Below are 17,688 nucleotides of genomic sequence, written 5' to 3' on the forward strand. Positions count from 1 at the left end.
TTGCAACAATTGTCAGCACGTCTCTGTACACTTTTGAGAGACCAAAAGTAAAAAGTACCGTCTACTATAGTAACATAGACGGCACTACTTGTCAATTCAATTTCACTTGAATTTTCTTATTTTTTACTATCTTTTCTAAGTTTATATCCAGTTAAACCTACGGCTGCTAACATAACAACTCCAGCACGGATAGCACGCTTTGTACTTTCATCGTTCGATGTTGCAATATTTCCAGCGGTTGTCGAACCAGTTGCATATTCTTTTTTATCAGAACTATTGTTTTTCGTTACATTTTCAGCTACTTTACCAACAACACTTTGACTTCCAACAACACTTGGAACTACAGGGAGTGCTTCTTTAAAAGTTTCTGCAGCATTGGCAGTTACAGCTTTTACTGTTGAAGCTATAACCTCATTAGCTTTTTCTTCAACTTTATTAACTGCACTTGCAATAACTTGACTTGTTTCATTAATAACTGATTTCGAAGCTTTTTCTTCCACCGCTACTTCTTTTTCAGCATTCATTGCATCCTCAACCGGTACAATTGGTGTAGGGACAACTGGTACAGTTTCAACAGGTTTTACAGGAACTGTTGGAGTATCTAAATTTTTATCCCCGTTAGTTACATCTGGGATAATACTACCAGTAGGTACCTTTGGATCAGTGGCAGCAGGTCTGTCAACTGTCGGTTTATTAAGTGTTCCTTTGTCTTCAAGTTGATTTGCAAGGCGTTCTTTTAAGTCTACCACTTGTTGATCATTTGCCTTAATTTCTGCTTCTAAATTAACTTTAAGGCTAGCCAATTCTCCAAGACGTTTATTCTTCGCAGCTAAATCTGAGATTGTTTTAGCTAAATCACGTTTAGCAGCGTCAAGCTCATCTTGAGCGTGTTGTTGGTTTTGAGGATCTTGTTTGATGTCAACTATTTTTTCCAGTTCAACTTTTTTCGCAACTAAAGCCGTCGCTTGTAAAGCAAGAGATTTTTGTTGCTCTTCTAAAGTATGGAGAACAACTTTTTGGCTAGCTAAATTCGCTAACACTTTATCTAGTTCAGCCTTTATTTCTGCTTGGTTTACTTGTGCTTGCTTCAATTGTTTTTGCAAGTAAGCTTTAGACTCTTTTAATTGTTCAACTTGCTTAGCTAAGCTTGTTGCTAAAGTTTTAGCAGCATCTAATTGAACTTTTTTGACATTCACTTGTTTCTGAGCGATAACCACTTGAGCTTCTGATGTTAGGTTATTTAAACGATTTTGAAGTGATGTGATTTTACTAGAAATCGTTACGATACTTGTTTTAAGATTTGCAACTTTAGTTTGATCAATTGTCGTTTTCGTTGGAGCAGAAACAAGCGTTTTATCAAATAAGCTTGCATAACGAATATTGGAAGCTGGGAATACTACATAGTGAGTTCCTAATCCAGCAACAGTTTCAGTTGAAACACCTAGATAGACAGGAGCACTTGGATTAGTCTTATCACTTCTAAGTAGGTTAACTGTATGACCAAAAGTATTGCCATGCATGTTATCAGTAAAGAGCATATATCTCAATGAGTTGTAAATACTCCGTTTGATACCATTCACTGTATAAACATCATTGAAGAAGCCGATGTTCTCATACATATTATCATCATTGCGAATTAAACCAACCGAAGTCGCCGCATTCTCAATCAATGTTCTATCGTGTGGGCCGATGCCATAGTGACCAGCTACACCCGGTTGCCCATAATTAAAGAATGGCACCCTTGTTCCGTGAGTTGCTTTGTAAGTTGTTGTCAAAATACGTGCAAATTCTTGTGACCCCTTAGAGACAACAATTGGAGATAGACCAAGTTGACTACGGACAGAATTAATCATCGATGCCGCAAACAAAGCTAGTTCGTCTTGGATTTCAGGCGTTAACTTATCAGGATTTACAAAACGGTTTAAATCGTTAGCAATATCAACATAATGATTAATTGACGCGCCCGGATTAGCTTTTGAAACCAAAGTTGATTGCATTTGATAGTAAGCATTAAGATAAGATTGGCTACCAATGTAACCACTAGAAATCAAACGTTTAATTTCATTAATTGGGTAACCAGCTGGAGCAACCATTTTGTTAGCACCAGTAATGTTAACATTGATATTGCTAGAAGCTGTCTGAGCTTTAGCTAATTCAGCTTTTTTACTTGCCAAGGCTGCTTGATTACTAGTCAATTCATTTGTTAGTTGTGTTTTAGTTGTATTAGTTACAGTCTTTAAGTTTGTTTGAGCTTTTGCTAAGTCGTCAGACGCTGTCTGAACTGCCTTTGTTGCATTTTCAGCTTGTGTCGTAATAGTTTCTGGTTTTGAAACTAAATTAGTCAAATTAGTGACTTCTTTATTAGCTGCTTTAGCTTGATCAGCTAATTTTTTAGCTTCATTTGAAGCAACTAAAACCTCATTGGCTTGAGCGGCAACTTCTGTGCTGACTTTAACTTCAGCTGCTTTTGTCGCTTGAAGCTGACTGTTAGTTTTTGCTAAATCAGCCTTATGTTGATCAACAAGTGCAGTAAACTCTTCCTCAGAAGCGTTTGAAACGGTTTCTAGGGTTTGTTCAGCTTTTGCAACAGCAGTTTCATTTGCAACTTTTTCAGCTTCCAATTTAGCAACTTCTTGAGTTGTTTTTTCAATAGAAGTATTTACTGTCGAAAGTTCTGTTGTTTTCTTTGCTAAAGTCGCTTCTTTAGTAGCAAGAGCTGCTTGTGTTTCTTCTGCTGTTGAAGTTGGTGCTGCTGCATTACTCGTTTCACGGCTAGCATATTCATCAGCTTTGACTTGTTGTTGCACACCGACACTTGCTCCTAATAAAGCCAATGTAGATGTCAAAGCAATTGTTGTTTTAAGTTGCTTCCCTTTAATGTTTTCGGTTTCCATCTTATTTCCCTTTTCTCTCTCATTCAATTCCTTATTTTTTATTGAAGATATTTCCAACTTCGACAACAACCTTGTTATTCTTAACATCGATTTCAGACACTTTAAGTAGTGACTTGTAAGCCATATCTTCGCGTTCTTCTCTAGCATTTTCGGCAAAAACCGCTACACCAACTAGTGTACTATCAAATTCTGCTAAGAGACTAATCATCCCGGTGATGGTTCCACCACCTTTTAAGAAATCATCTACTATCAAAACTCTACTATTAGGTTGCAAGCTTCGTTTAGATAAAAACATCTTTTCAATACGATCACTCGAAGCACTCGCATAGTTTACCGATACTGTTGACCCTTCAGTGATTTTTAAATCACGTCTAACAATTACAAATGGTACATTCAATATATTTGCAACTGCATTTGCTAAAGGAACACCTTTAGTTGCAACAGTCATAACTGCGTCAATTTTTTGTCCTTTAAAAGCATTTGCAATAATGCGACCAATATTTTGGAGAATTTTCGGAGTACTTAGTAGATCAGATAAATAAATATATCCACCTGGTAAAATACGATTATTCTCCGATAGACGCTCACACAAGTCTTGAACAATACTCTTCGCTTCTTCTTCAGAAATACTTGGTGTAAAGACAACACCGCCACTTGCTCCTGTTAAAGTCTCGATTTCACCGATATTTGATTCTTCAAAAGCTTTTTTAATAATAGCGATGTCTTCAGAGATAGAAGATTTAGCTGCTTCATATTTCGTTGCAAATGTATTTAAACTTGTTAATTTATACGGATTGTTAATCAAGTAATTTGAAATAACTACCATCCGTTCACTACGTCTTAATTTCATAATGACCCCATAATAATGTATTTTAGCACATTATAACACAAAGACAAAAAAAAGACGAACGTTCGCAACTGCAACAAATCGCCTTTTTAAGCTATTCTCGGACTTTTTGATAATAATTTAACAAAAATGTAACAATTAATACTTCGGTTTGTAAAATGAGCGATTATCCATTGCAAAAATACGGTTGGTCATCTCACCTTCACTTACACGCCCCAAAGCTGTAAGCATCATCATCATATTGGCATCAATATTATCAATCATATGTAATATTTCGGCTTCCATAATTCTTGGACGGACAGGACTTCCAAATTCAAGTTGTCCATGATGACTTAGAATTAAATGACGTAAGACAATAACTTCTTCCTTTGTATCATCAATTTGCAATTCGTTAATAACCTTTGTGATTTCTTCATTAATCAAAGAAATATGACCAATTAAATTACCACGAACCGTATATTCTGTATGATCAGGACCAGTTAATTCTAAAACCTTTGCCAAATCATGCAACATAATCCCAGAAAAAAGAAGACTCTTGTTCAACTCAGGGTAAATATCACCAATGCTGTCAGCCAAACGCACCATGGTAGCGGTATGATAGGCCAAACCTGACTCAAATGCATGGTGGTTAGTTTTTGCAGCTGGATAAGTATAAAATTCTTTATCAAATTTACGATAGAGGGCTCTAACAATTCTTTGCCATGTTGCATTTTCAATTTTGAAAAGCATTTGCTCCAAATAATCTCTGACGTCTGAAACACTTACAGGTGCCTTTTCTTTAAAATCACGTGGATCATTTGGTTCACCGTCGCGTGTGTTCCGTAAAGTAATTTGGTTAACCTGTGGTGTCCCATTATAAACTTCACGACGGCCTTTCATATGAACTATTTTACCAGCCACAAATTCCTCAACATTAAAAGGTTGAGCATCCCAAAGATTCCCCGATATTTCTCCAGAATCATCTTGGAAGGTAAAGGCAATAAAATCCTTCCCCGCTCTAGTCTTTCTGACTTCTGCAGATTTTATCAGATAAAAGCCTTCGAATAATTGGTCTTTCTTCATTTGGTTAATTTTCATTAGTATCCTCTTCTAAATCAGGCAAATTAAGTAAGGTTTCGGTATCCTTATCTTGGTAAGTTTCAACCTTGGTTAAGGCTCTAACAATAGCATTTGTTCTTGTAGAAATCAAAGAATCCAGTGTTGAATTAGCAGTATTAATTTGTTTTTGTGCTTTAACTAAAATACCGCCAAATTTTTCAAATTCAACCTTAACATTACCCAAAATCTTACTAATATCGTCAGCATTTTTTTGAATATTTAAGGTTTTGAATCCTACTGATAGGGAATTAAGCAAAGCAGATAAGGTTGACGGACCGGCAACAACAATATTGTCTTCTCTACGGAGAGCATCGAAAAAGGCTGCGCTTCGAACCACTTCTGAATAGAGACCCTCAGTTGGTAAAAATAGAATCCCAAAATTTGTGGTTTCAGGTGGCTTGATGTACTTCTTATTGACATCTTTAGCAAATCGCTTGATAGCTGCTAAAAGTGCTTTTCGAGACTGATCGATTAAAACTTTGTCTCCAGATTCATAGGCATCTTCCAATCGATAATAATCTTCTAGTGGGAATTTAGAGTCAATTGGTAAATAGACATAGTCATCTTCATGTTGACCTGGTAATTTAATGGCATATTCTACCCGTTCGCTAGAACCCTTAATTGTCGCAAACTCTTTTTCATACTGTTGAACAGTTAAGATGTCTTCAATAATTTGACCTAATTGTAATTCTCCAAGAATACCTCTTGTTTTAGTGTTTGAAAGAACTTTATTAAGGGTCCCGACATCTTTAGCAACTGAACGCATTTCACCAAGACCCAAATTAACATTTTCCAGTTGTTTTGAGACAGTTTCAAAGGAGACTTGAAGACGTTTATTTAAGGTTTCTTCTAGCTTTTCTTCGACAGTTCGGCGCATTTCTTCTAAGCGTTTTTCGTTAGAATCTTGCATTTCTTTAACCGATTTTGAAAGATTCTTATCAATCAATGTCAGCCTTTGATCACTACGATCGCGACTTTCTGATAAATTTTGATAGAGAACTGTTTTTAAATCATTCAATTGTTGATAAAGTTCGTTCTGATTGCGATTCACCAATGAACTCATCTCAATAATCTGATTTTTACTAAAACTTTCTAATTGATAAGATAATTGATCCGAAAGATTATCAGCATTGGTCTCTAAAGTTTTTTGCAACAGACCCTCTAAGGCTTGTACTTTTTGATAGAGAAAAATACTGATAACTCCCATCAGAATGAGTAGAATCACAATAATAATTTCCAACTTAACTCCTATCTTTACTTTGAATAATAATGATATAACCTGTTTGAGTACTAACTTCTATTGCCTGTCCTATGAATTCATTACTAGAATAGACTTTTTTCTGAAAATAATTACTAGCATCCAAGTCATATTTCGCCCCTCTTATGGTTAATGGGGATTGACTTTCAGACATGAAAGACACGTATTTCATGCCTTTTACTTCTTTAACCAAATGACTACCACTTGGGCGAAACTGGACAATATTTTGCGCGTCCATCAATTGAATTTGGGACATAAAAGGTTCAATTTCCGGATCGCTAGGAAGATAGAGATTGGACATCAAATGATCTAACCGTCCACCAAAGGCTGCAAATATAGTCACTTGGGCATCTGGAAATTCCTGAAAAATCATTTTAAGGGCTAATTCCGTATCTGTATCGTTTTTTTCAGCTGGTGCTTGTTGGAACTTTTTGGCCCTCTCCTTTATATCCGATAATTCTTGAGCAGAAACGGAATCAAAATCGCCAATCGCATAATCAATTGGAAAATTTCCTGCCATAAGGTGTAGATTTCCGCGATCAATACCAACGAAATAGTCAAATTCCCCAAAAATCCCTGAAAAATCACCACCAGCGACTAAGGCAATCTTAGGCATCTAAAGCTGTCCTTAAGGTTTGAACTTGCGACACTAGGTCTTCAGCTTTAAAGAGATATGAGCCTGCAACGAAAACGTTAGCCCCTGCTTTGGCGCATGCAGCTATGGTTTTATCATCTACACCACCATCAACTTCAATATCAAAATCAAAGCTATTTGCTTGACGCAAGTCAACAACCTGCTTCACTTTATCAAGGCATTCAGGAATAAAAGCTTGTCCCCCAAATCCTGGATTAACAGTCATAATTAAGACTTGGTCGACTAAAGAAAGAACTGGTTCAAGAGCTGAAACTGGAGTTCCTGGATTAATAACCACTCCAGCCTTCATACCGGCAGCTTTAATTTTTTGTAAAGCGCCATGAATATGACTCGTACTTTCTGTGTGAATGGTCATGATATCAGCACCCGCTTGTGCATAGGCATCTACGTAACGCTCAGGGTTAACAACCATCAAATGGCAATCAAAAACGAGTTTACTATGTTTGCGCATACTAGCAACGACATCCGCACCAAAGCTGATATTGGGTACAAATTGCCCATCCATGATATCAATATGAACATATTCCGCATCAGTTTCCTCAATACGTTTCAATTCAGAAGCAAAATTAGCGTAATCAGCCGCTAAAACAGATGGTGCGATTTTGTAACTTGTCATTAGATAGACCTACTTTCTTTTAATTACTTTTTTAAAGGTTTCACGACGATTTTCAATTTCACTGAGAAATTGTAAGAAATTATCATAACGAACTTGCCAAATATCCCCTGATTCAACAGCTGCTTTTACAGCACACTGAGGTTCATGGCGATGACTACAAGAACGGAATTTACAATGATGACTATAATGTCTAATCTCTGGAAAAGCTTCACTTAAATCTTCTGCATTATCGATGGCGTAGTCTAAATTGGAGAATCCTGGCGTATCAGCAATTTTTCCGCCATTAACATCATAGAAACTGACAGCACGAGTGGTATGGCGTCCGCGTCCCAAACTATCTGAAATGGCTGCCGTCTCCAAGCCGAGTTCTGGTGAAATTTTATTGAGCAGAGTCGATTTACCAACCCCGGTTTGCCCCATAAAAACAGTAATTTTACCAGTCAAATGAGGTAGTAAATCTTCCAAGGACAAGGCAAAATCATAGCCAATATCATGATATTTTTGAGCAATAGCCTCAATGTCAGACAGATCATCAAGCAAATCAAGTTTCGAAATATAAACAATTGGTTTTATAGCTTTGTTTTCCAGCAATACTAAAAAGCGATCTAATAGATTACTATTAAAATCCGGTTCTTTAGCCGACATGACAACAACAGCTTGATCGATATTGACAATCGGTGGTCTAACCAATTCATTTTTACGCTCTTGAATTGCTAGAATGTAGCCTTCCGAATTATCTTCAGCAGAAAATTCCACAAAATCACCAACATAAGGGATTTGGCCTTTTTTCCTAAAATTTCCACGCGCTCGTGTTTGAAATACTTTTCCTTCTGACTCAACATAATAAAAGCCAGCTAGGGATTTAACAATTCTACCTTGCAAATGAACTCCTCTTAACTATAATAACAATAAGTTCATTATAGCAAAAATAAGGACTTAAAGCAGTAGATTTACATTTTTGTAAAGCTGAGAGTCTCAAAAATATCAGAGCCTTATTTTTTTATTAATAATTAGTGCAAAATTCTTGCAGGAGATTTTTTCTTGTGGTATAGTTCTCAGGGTAACTATTTGAATTTCTGAAAATATAATGTATTTCATTCATCTACAAAATCATCACTTACAAAAGGAGAGAAATATGTCAACAGATTACAACGTTGATATCCATGGCAAACACTTTAATAGAACCGCAATGGTCATTCTATTATTGGTCGCAACCTTTGCCGGGATTTTAAATCAAACCAGTCTTGGAACTGCTATTCCTACTCTTATGGATAGTTTTAACATCAACCTGGCAACAGCTCAACAAGCAACAACCTGGTTCTTATTAGCAAACGGGATTATGATCCCTGTCTCTGCTTACCTGGCTACTCGCTTTTCAACAAAATTACTTTATGTCTTTGCCTATGCCACTTTGGTAATCGGTTTATTGATAACTGCTCTTGCCCCAACATCGAACTGGACTCTTTTCCTTGTTGGACGTATCGTTCAAGCCATCGCTGTAGGGATCACAATGCCTCTAATGCAAGTGGTTATGGTCAATATTTATCCACCTGAACAACGAGGTGTAGCTATGGGGCTCAGTGGATTAGTTGTCGGACTTGGCCCTGCCATTGGCCCAACATTTGCCGGTTGGCTCTTAAAACATGATATCATCCTCTTCGGCCATAATTTGGCTTGGCGTGCTATCTTTGTCTTACCGCTCATTATATTGGCTATTTCCTTCTTGCTATCTCCATTCTTAGTGAAAGATGTTATTCCAAACAAAAAAATGACTTTAGATGTCCCTTCCTTCATCTTGTCAATTATCGGTTTTGGCCTTTTCCTTTGGGGATTTACCAATGTAGCTAGCGACGGTTGGGGCGATATCAAAACAGTTATCACACCAATTCTCGTCGGAGTGATGTTCATCGCAATCTTTATTCACCGTCAATTAATTTTGGACCAACCCTTTCTTGATATCCGTGTCTTCAAAGTAAAACAATTCTCCATGACGACCCTTGCTATTGCTCTGTCGATGATGGCTATGATGGGGGTTGAGATGATGCTTCCGCTATACTTACAAAATGTACATGGTCTTTCAGCTCTTGATTCAGGGCTTGTCCTATTACCCGGAGCCCTAATGATGGGACTTGTCAGCCCTATCGCAGGTAGTGTCTACGATAAAGTTGGTGCTCGCCGCTTAGCTTTAATTGGGTTTTCAATCCTTGGTATAGGGACTATCCCATTCATTTTCCTTACGGGCACAACACCAGACCACTATATTACGCTATTGTATGCTGTTCGAATGTTCGGTATCGCTATGATTATGATGCCTTTAACAGCTTCAGCGATGAGCGCCTTACCGCCACATGAGGCCGCTCACGGAACCGCTTCTAATAATACGGCTCGTCAAATCGCATCTGCTATTGTTGTTGCCCTCTTATCAAGTGTGACACAAAACGTCATCAATACTAATAAACCTTCAAAACTTTTACAAGAACAAAACCCACTCGAATATGCTGCTAAGATGCTTGATGCTAGCTTAAAAGGCTTCCATGTCTCATTTGCCATTGGTCTTTCCTTCGCCCTTATTGGTTTTGTTGTCGCCCTTTTCCTTCGCAAAGGAAAAGTAATTGAAGTAGAAAAGGAGCTTTAAGATGACTCTATTACTCATCATATTATCAACAGTCCTATCCTTCGTGACCTGGATGTATATCCAAAAAGCAGGACTTCGATATCTATTAGGTAGCCTATCATTAATCACTCTTTTAATAAGTACGCTCCTCTTAACCAATCATTTTGTCAACCACAGTGGTATGAAAGTGGAAACAAAAACAGAAGAAAAAGTTATTTATACAGCTGGTGATCCCAATACCTCTTTCGGACTGCTGATTAACCAAAAAATTGGTAGCAAGTCTGACCACCATGTTTTGGTCTTTAGAGACAGAAAAGACCAAAAAGAAGCCAAAGCTCACTTTGTTCCCAATAAGAAAAAAATCAATCAAGCTATTAAAAAGACAGCTAATTATCAATTAGCTGATACTGACAAAGCTATTCTTAAAACAAGAACCAAACGATATGTTTGGGCTTCTGATTTTGATAAACTTATGTACGGTTTTGGGGGCGAAAATCATGAACTCATTTCGGAAAAATCACAAATCATTGTCCCAAAAGATTCTTGGTTAGTTCTAACACCAAAACAAGCTAAAAGATTAACTAAATTAGCACCTCAGCTTAAATTACAACAAGAAAAAGCCATGAAAGCTAACCCCAAAATGGCTATGCAGATGCAAGCATTAGCCAAAAAAGATCCAAAAGCCTCCACCAAAATGCAAATAGAGCAATTGAAAAAAGCTCTTGACATTACAGAATAGAAATAGCCTTTCCTATATAGGAAGGGCTATTTCTGAAATAAGAGGTAAGTCATTTATTCAAACAGGAATCTATCCTGTCATCATAACAAGAAAAACTAACATTGCTCCACCAAAAATGAGAAGAAAAGCTACTACCGGCCAAACAAATTTCAACCAATGAGAATACTTCATATCGAGCATTTGTAAAGTTGCCATAACCAATCCAGTAGGTGCAAGAAACAGCATCGCATATTGTCCAAACTGATAAGCCATAACAACAATATATCTCGGAATACCGACAGTATCTGCTAATGGTGCTAAGATCGGCATTGACAATACTGCGAGACCTGAAGATGAAGGAACAACAAATCCTAAGAAGAAGTAGATAATCATCATTACGATGATAAAGATTGGCCCACTAACATGAGAGGCAATTTTTGAAGCACCAAATAACATGGTATCCGAAATAAAACCTTGATTCAATATAATATTAATACCACGTGCCAAACCGATTATTAAGGATACCCCAATTAAACTAGCGGCTCCATCAACAAATTCATCAACTACCACCTTCTCTCCCACACCATCTGGTCCAGTTGCCGTTAGGAACATGATGACAATGGTAATCGCTAGAAATGATGAAGCCATCGTTGGGAACCACCAACCTTGTGACATAACACCCCAGACCATTAGTGGGAAAGATATTGTAAATAAAATAAGAATCAATTTTTGTCTAAGAGTAAATTTTGCATCTGCCAAGCCAGCAACTAGGCCCCATTTTTCATTGAATTCTTCCCGATCTTCATAAGAGTAAGAAAAACTTGGATTAGATTTTATTTTTTTAGCATACCAATATAAGTAAGCCACAACAAAAATAGCACCAGCAATACAGCCAAAAGTACGCCAACCTAAACCTTCTGTAAAACTAATACCTGCTGCATTTGAAGCAATTACAGATGAGAAGGGGTTAATAGTCGAGAATGAAGTACCTACAGAACTAGCTAAGAAAATAGCACCAACACAAACAATTGAATCATATCCCATAGCCAAGAAAACGGGAACTAAAATGGGATAAAACGCTACTGCTTCTTCTTCAATTCCACAAAGTGTACCACCTAAAACCATTAACAGTGATACTAGAAAAATAAGGGTAAACTCTCTTCCTTTAGTTTTTTTGGTTAATGCGATTAATCCTGACTCAAAAGCACCACTTCGACGTACCACACCAATCATACCACCAAGAACCATGATAAATACCATGATGTCAACAGCTTCAATGGTTCCATTTACCATACTTGTTGTAATATCAGCTGGGCTAGCAGGGTTTTGTTTTAATCTTTTGTATGTATTTGGTACAGAAATGGGTTTACTAATGGCACCAGAAGTAAAATCTTTGATTTTAATATTGACACCAATTTTATCTAGCTGATCTTGAGTTGCAGATAATTTTTTAACAGAACCAGTAGGTTCTGTAATCACCAACTTTGAACTTTCAAGATTATATTGTAATTTAGCATATGAACCGGAAGGAACAATATAGGTAGCAATAACCGAAATAATAGTTAATATAAATAGTATTGTGAAGGCACCAGGCATGCGAAAAGGTTTTTTTGCTACTACCCCTCCTTCTGTGTTTACACTCTTTTTCATATCAAATCTTCCTTAAACGTTTATTCTAAAATATGTTGTTATATCAGTATCAAAGGCGTGAAAATTGGAGGATAATTCTTACTTTTAAGATTCACGCTACCTAAATCATATTATTTTGTAATATGTGTACCAGTTTGACCCTTTAGGGCAGCTTCTAATCCATCTAAAGAGGTAATAATAGCTTTTCCATGAGGATTTTGGTCAAGGAAACTGAGACAAGCAATAATCTTTGGTAACATACTCCCTCTAGCAAACTCTCCGTGATTGACATAATCAATCAATTCCCCTGACGTAACATCTGTTAAACTTTCTTGATTTTCTTTTCCAAAATGAACGTACACATGTTCAACAGCAGTTAAAATAATTAACTGTTCTGCACCAAGTTTTCCAGCTAGCAAAGCACTTGATTGATCTTTGTCAATAACTGCAGCTACACCTTGGTAAGAATTGTCCTCATTTAGAATGACAGGAACTCCTCCGCCACCTCCTGCAATGACAAGCATTCCAGATTCAATTAAGTTTTTAATGCTGTTTAATTCTAAAATATCTTTAGGTTGGGGCGAAGCCACTACGCGCCTATAGCCCCGTCCTGCGTCTTCAACAAACGTATACCCTTTTTCAGCTGCAATTTTTTCAGAAGTTTCCTTATCATAGAAGCTTCCTATTGGTTTTGTGAGATTGTAAAAAGCACCATCATTAGGGTCAACTTCAATTTGCGTTACGATCGTAGCCACTTCTTTTTCAATGCCTTCTTTACGTAATTCATTTAGTAAACTTTGTTGAAGATGGTAACCAATATATCCCTGACTCATTGCCCCGCATTCAGGAAAAGGAAAGGAGGCGCCTTGACCTTGTTCCGCAGCAAAATTCATCCCTAAATGAATTGCACCAACTTGTGGACCATTTCCATGACTTATAACCACCTCATGCCCAGCTTTAATGAGCGCAACGAGAGATTTGGCAGTACCTTTAACCAAACTAAGTTGTTCTTCTGGAGAATTTCCGAGAGCATTGCCTCCTAATGCTACAACAATTTTTGTCATAATATCCCCCCTAGTCGCCTAAGGTTGCCACCATGACAGCTTTAATAGTGTGCATCCGATTTTCAGCTTCTTGGAAGACAACTGAATGAGGACCCTCAAAAACTTCATCTGTGACTTCCATCTCTTTCAAACCATATTTGTCAAAAATTTCTTTTCCGACTGTGGTATCAATATTATGGAAAGAAGGCAAACAGTGCTCAAAGATAACATTTGGATTTTTTGTCATCTCAATCATTTCCTGAGTCACACGATAAGGTTCTAGTAAAGCAATTCTTTCTTTCCATACTTCATCTGGTTCTCCCATTGAAACCCAAACATCTGTATAAAGAACATCAGAGTTAAGAACTCCCTGTTCAATATCGTCAGTTACCTCAATGATCGCTCCAGTTTTATTAGCAATTTCTTGACATTTGCTTAAGAGTTCTTTTTCAGGTTGAAGTTCCTTTGGACATACCAAATGGAAGGTCATCCCAACAATTGCTGCCCCCATCATCAAGGCATTAGCGACATTATTACGACCATCACCAACATAGGTAAAGTTAATTTCTTGATATGGTTTTTTAAGACATTCTTTTGCGGTTAAGAAATCCGCTAAAACTTGTGTTGGGTGGTCAGCATCTGTTAAACCATTCCAAACAGGTACTCCAGCATATTCTGCTAAAATTTCAACCGTTTCTTGTGAAAATCCACGGTATTCAATTCCATCATACATACCACCAAGAACCCTTGCTGTATCCTTAGCCGTCTCTTTCTTACCCATCCGACTTCCTGTAGGGCCAAGATAAGTTACATGAGCACCTTGATCATATGCTGCAACTTCAAAAGCACAACGAGTTCGAGTAGAATCTTTTTCAAAAATGAGTGCGATATTTTTACCTACCAACTTCTGCTGTTCAATTCCAGCATACTTAGCACGTTTTAAATCTTCAGAGAGATTTAAAAGAAATTCGACTTCCTGAGTTGTAAAATCCAATAAAGTTAGAAAATTACGATTACGTAAATTTTTCATTGCTAATTGCCTCCTTTTTATTTATACTCTTAGTATAGTTAGCGCTTTCACAAATCTTCAGTTTTACTCAAAAATAATCACAAATAAATTTTAGGAATTTTTTATGCTCGATATCTTATCAGAAAGTCACTTAGAAAGACGACAAAGAATTATTGTTGCAGCTATAACTATTGCTCTAGCAGCACAAATTCATATTTCAACAATAACTGACGGCTTTATACTGACCTTATCTCTTTTTATACTGCCCGTTTTTTTATTTTTCAACGATGATGTCAATCCCTTTAGTATTTGTTTGGGAATTGCAATAGTTTCCCCTATATTCAGAGGATTACTATTAATGGTAGTTGGAGATGCCTCCTTTTTAAAAATAATCGAATTCGTGTTAACGGATATGGCATTCTATTTATGTTATGGATCTTGCTTTTATTTTATATATTGGAGTCGCTCCTACCGTAATAAAGGAACATTTTTTTTAGCCATCATCATTTGTGATTATCTTTCAAATATTTTGGAAATAAGTCTTCTCTTAAATTTTCACCATTATTCATTAAAAATTTTTCAACTTCTATTTTTAACAGCATTAATCAGAGCTTTTGTTAGTTGTGCCTTAGCTTACACATATAGTTATATGTCACTTCTCTTATTAAAGGATTATCACGAACAACGCTACTATTATTTTATTTGGTCAACCTCTGCTGTAAAAAGTGAAGTCTATTTTATGCAAAAAAATATACTTGAAATTGAAAACATTATGAAAAATGCATATTTATTGGATAAAGAGTTGACAAAACATCATCTTCCTCAAGAATACCAACATTTATCTTTAGATATTGCCAGGGATGTCCATGAAATAAAGAAAGATTATCAAAATGTGATAAAAGGATTAGGTACTTATTTTAGTGTTGAAAATGAATCGAGCATGTTACTTAAAGATATCTTTCGTATTGTTTTATCATATGTTAGAAGTTTAATTCAAGCCCATCAGCAAGATATTATCATAACAGAACATATCAAAAGCAAGATGAGTGTTTCCAACTATTATTTCCTCCTTACTGTCATTTCAAACATTATATTAAATGCAGTTGAAGCAATAGATAAGCAAAAAAATGGCACAATCGCTGTCAGTACAAAAGAAGACGATCATTTACTAATAATAACTATTAAGGATAATGGCCCAGGTATTTCTGAGAAGATGAAAAAATATATTTTTCAACCTGGTTTTTCAACAAAATTTGATGCCAATGGGGATATTTATCGTGGTATTGGCTTATCTAATGTCAAAGTTATTGTAGAAGAACAATTCGAAGGAAAGATTTCTTGTTCTGATAACAACCCTAAAGGTGCCATCTTTACGGTTACTCTTAGTAAAGAACGGTTAATGAAAGGAGTGAGCGAATGAGATTTTATATCATTGATGACGATCCATCGATGACAATGATTCTTCAAGAAATCATTGAAGAAGATTTTAATCATACAGTATGCAAAAACCACAAATGATTCTACCGAAGCCTATAATGATTTGTTGTTGATTGATATTGACATTGTTCTGATAGACCTACTTATGCCTAAACTAGATGGAGTAACTTTAGTTGAAAAAATACATAAGAGTCGGCCTAAATTAAAATTCATTATGATTTCTCAAGTAAAAGATGAAACTCTTCGTCAAAATGCCTACCACGCAGGAATAGAGTTTTTTATTAGTAAACCAATAAACATCGTTGAAGTTCGTTCTGTGGTTAAAAAAGTCAAAAAAAGCATTGAAATGGAGGCCAAGTTAAAACTTATACAAGATCTTTTAGGACCGAATCTTGCTCAGAAAACTCAAGAAAATATTGAAGAACGACAACTCGAAAAAATCCGAACCATATTATCCTATTTAGGGATTACTTCAGAAGCAGGCTATACTGATATTATGACTATTTGTAAAGTCATGCTTGATCATAACATCACCTTCGAAAAAGTAGACTTTGAAGACTCCTTAGGATTAGATGCTCATCAACAAAAAATCATCTTGCAACGGGTTAGACGTGCTGTAAAAAAAGCAATGATCAATATTGCTCACCTTTGTATTGACGATTTTGAAAATGAAATCACACTTCAATATGCAAATGCACTATTTGGCTACCAAAATATTCACCAGGAAATCCAAGTCATTCAAGAACAAAGTTATCATGGTGGTAAAATTGCACTACGTAAATTCTTTGATGAACTCATCGTTCAAAGTCATAATGCACTTTATACATAATAGTAACAATAAAGAATGACCTCATCTTCATCGATTTAACTCCATATATAAAAAGATTCCTATTTATTTCACATAAATAGGAATCTTTTTATATATTTACTTCTTTTAAAGCGTCAGCTAATTTACCAAATTCTGCTATAGTAAGTGCTTCACCACGAACTGAAGGTTTAATATTTGAAAGCTCTAGAGCTTTTTCTAGCTTCGTTTTAACTTCTTCAGTTTTGCCAAAATGACTGGTTAAATTGTTCCAAAGAGTCTTACGACGATGGACAAAGCCCATCTTAGCAACTCGGAAGAAGAAATCCTCATCTTGAACCTTAATTAAAGGTTCAACACGGCGTTCCATTTTTAGGATAGCAGAATCCACATTTGGTGCTGGAACAAAGACTGTTCTTGGAACGATAAAGGCAACTTTTGCAGCCATATAATATTGAACGGCAATTGATAAACTACCATAAGCTTGGTGTTAGGTTCAGCAGATATGCGATCGGCCACTTCTCTTTGCATCATAACCACAAACTCTTGGAAAGGAATTTTACTTTCAATCAAGTGCATGAGAATTGGAGTCGTGATGTAATAAGGTAAGTTCGCAACAACTTTGATAGGTAATTCCGGATTTTTAAAAGCTTTTATTTGTGTTTGTAAATCAGCTTTCAAAATATCTTGATTAATAACTTGAACATTGTCAAAATCTCTTAAGGTATCTGCTAAAATGGGAACCAAACGATCATCGATTTCAAAAGCCATAACTTCCGCTGCATTCTCAGCTAAAAACTCAGTTAAAGCTCCAATACCAGGACCAATTTCAATAACATTCACATCCTTATCAATCTTTGCCGTATCAACAATCTTTTGCAAGATATTGGTGTCCGTCAAAAAGTTTTGACCAAAGGATTTTTTAAAAGTGAAACCATGGCGTTCAAGGATAGCTCTAGTCACACTGTAATCAGCAATTCTCATTTAATTTATATTCCTACTTTTTTCTTTTCTCTATTGTAGCATAATTTTTTTACCTCATAAAAAAATGGGAAAAATTTGTCA

The 17,688-nt window shown here is 36.2% G+C and carries 13 protein-coding genes and 2 pseudogenes; 4 read left to right on the forward strand and 11 right to left on the reverse strand.

Features of this window, described 5'->3' with window-relative positions; all coding sequences use genetic code 11:
• Positions 1 to 116: 116 nt before the first annotated feature.
• From AT575_RS08820 to rsgA, 7 genes are all read right to left on the reverse strand, one after another.
• The gene (locus AT575_RS08820; protein ID WP_102778011.1) at positions 117 to 2,894 is read right to left on the reverse strand and encodes an SEC10/PgrA surface exclusion domain-containing protein; all 2,778 of its coding nucleotides are present in this window, start codon (positions 2,892 to 2,894) and stop codon (positions 117 to 119) included.
• Positions 2,895 to 2,925: 31 nt separating this feature from the next.
• Positions 2,926 to 3,744 carry a pur operon repressor gene (purR, locus tag AT575_RS08825; protein ID WP_102778012.1) on the reverse strand — a complete coding sequence of 273 codons (819 nt, stop codon included), beginning with the start codon at positions 3,742 to 3,744 and terminating at the stop codon, positions 2,926 to 2,928.
• A gap of 135 nt (positions 3,745 to 3,879) precedes the next feature.
• Positions 3,880 to 4,818, reverse strand: a complete 939-nt coding sequence (locus tag AT575_RS08830; protein ID WP_102778013.1) for a 3'-5' exoribonuclease YhaM family protein — start codon at positions 4,816 to 4,818, stop codon at positions 3,880 to 3,882.
• Positions 4,808 to 6,046, reverse strand: a complete 1,239-nt coding sequence (locus tag AT575_RS08835) for a DNA recombination protein RmuC (protein WP_415746775.1) — start codon at positions 6,044 to 6,046, stop codon at positions 4,808 to 4,810. The genes AT575_RS08830 and AT575_RS08835 overlap by 11 nt, the downstream gene beginning before the upstream one ends.
• 34 nt (positions 6,047 to 6,080) lie before the next feature.
• On the reverse strand, positions 6,081 to 6,713 hold the full coding sequence (locus tag AT575_RS08840) for a thiamine diphosphokinase (RefSeq protein ID WP_102778015.1): 633 nt from the start codon (positions 6,711 to 6,713) through the stop codon (positions 6,081 to 6,083).
• A complete protein-coding gene (gene rpe / locus AT575_RS08845; protein ID WP_102778016.1) occupies positions 6,706 to 7,368 on the reverse strand; it encodes a ribulose-phosphate 3-epimerase in 663 nt (220 codons plus the stop codon). Before rpe ends, AT575_RS08840 begins: the two co-directional genes overlap by 8 nt.
• A gap of 9 nt (positions 7,369 to 7,377) precedes the next feature.
• The gene (rsgA, locus tag AT575_RS08850; protein ID WP_102778017.1) at positions 7,378 to 8,250 is read right to left on the reverse strand and encodes a ribosome small subunit-dependent GTPase A; all 873 of its coding nucleotides are present in this window, start codon (positions 8,248 to 8,250) and stop codon (positions 7,378 to 7,380) included.
• Positions 8,251 to 8,503: 253 nt separating this feature from the next.
• On the opposite strand from rsgA, the gene AT575_RS08855 reads away from it, so the two are divergent.
• Positions 8,504 to 10,003: an MDR family MFS transporter gene (locus AT575_RS08855; protein ID WP_102778018.1), complete on the forward strand. Its 1,500-nt coding sequence runs from the start codon at positions 8,504 to 8,506 to the stop codon at positions 10,001 to 10,003.
• 1 nt (position 10,004) lies between these two features.
• Entirely contained in the window at positions 10,005 to 10,721 is a 717-nt protein-coding gene (locus AT575_RS08860; RefSeq protein WP_102778019.1) for a DUF4811 domain-containing protein, read from the forward strand.
• Between the two features lie 69 nt (positions 10,722 to 10,790).
• On the opposite strand, the gene AT575_RS08865 is transcribed toward AT575_RS08860, so the two are convergent.
• From AT575_RS08865 to argF, 3 genes are all read right to left on the reverse strand, one after another.
• Complete coding sequence (locus AT575_RS08865) at positions 10,791 to 12,350, reverse strand: YfcC family protein (RefSeq protein ID WP_102778020.1); 1,560 nt, start codon at positions 12,348 to 12,350, stop codon at positions 10,791 to 10,793.
• Positions 12,351 to 12,460: 110 nt separating this feature from the next.
• Positions 12,461 to 13,393, reverse strand: a complete 933-nt coding sequence (gene arcC / locus AT575_RS08870; protein ID WP_102778021.1) for a carbamate kinase — start codon at positions 13,391 to 13,393, stop codon at positions 12,461 to 12,463.
• A 10-nt stretch (positions 13,394 to 13,403) separates the two neighbouring features.
• Positions 13,404 to 14,402: an ornithine carbamoyltransferase gene (argF, locus tag AT575_RS08875; protein ID WP_102778022.1), complete on the reverse strand. Its 999-nt coding sequence runs from the start codon at positions 14,400 to 14,402 to the stop codon at positions 13,404 to 13,406.
• Positions 14,403 to 14,505: 103 nt separating this feature from the next.
• On the opposite strand from argF, the gene AT575_RS08880 reads away from it, so the two are divergent.
• The gene (locus AT575_RS08880; protein ID WP_102778023.1) at positions 14,506 to 15,801 is read left to right on the forward strand and encodes an ATP-binding protein; all 1,296 of its coding nucleotides are present in this window, start codon (positions 14,506 to 14,508) and stop codon (positions 15,799 to 15,801) included.
• Positions 15,798 to 16,647: pseudogene (locus AT575_RS08885) on the forward strand (DNA-binding domain-containing protein). Before AT575_RS08880 ends, AT575_RS08885 begins: the two are co-directional and overlap by 4 nt.
• Positions 16,648 to 16,735: 88 nt before the next feature.
• Here the strand turns inward: AT575_RS08885 and rsmA are convergent.
• Positions 16,736 to 17,607, reverse strand: a pseudogene (gene rsmA / locus AT575_RS08890) (16S rRNA (adenine(1518)-N(6)/adenine(1519)-N(6))-dimethyltransferase RsmA).
• Positions 17,608 to 17,688: the final 81 nt, after the last annotated feature.

The sequence above is a fragment of the Streptococcus penaeicida genome (genome assembly GCF_002887775.1).
Taxonomy (GTDB): domain Bacteria; phylum Bacillota; class Bacilli; order Lactobacillales; family Streptococcaceae; genus Streptococcus; species Streptococcus penaeicida.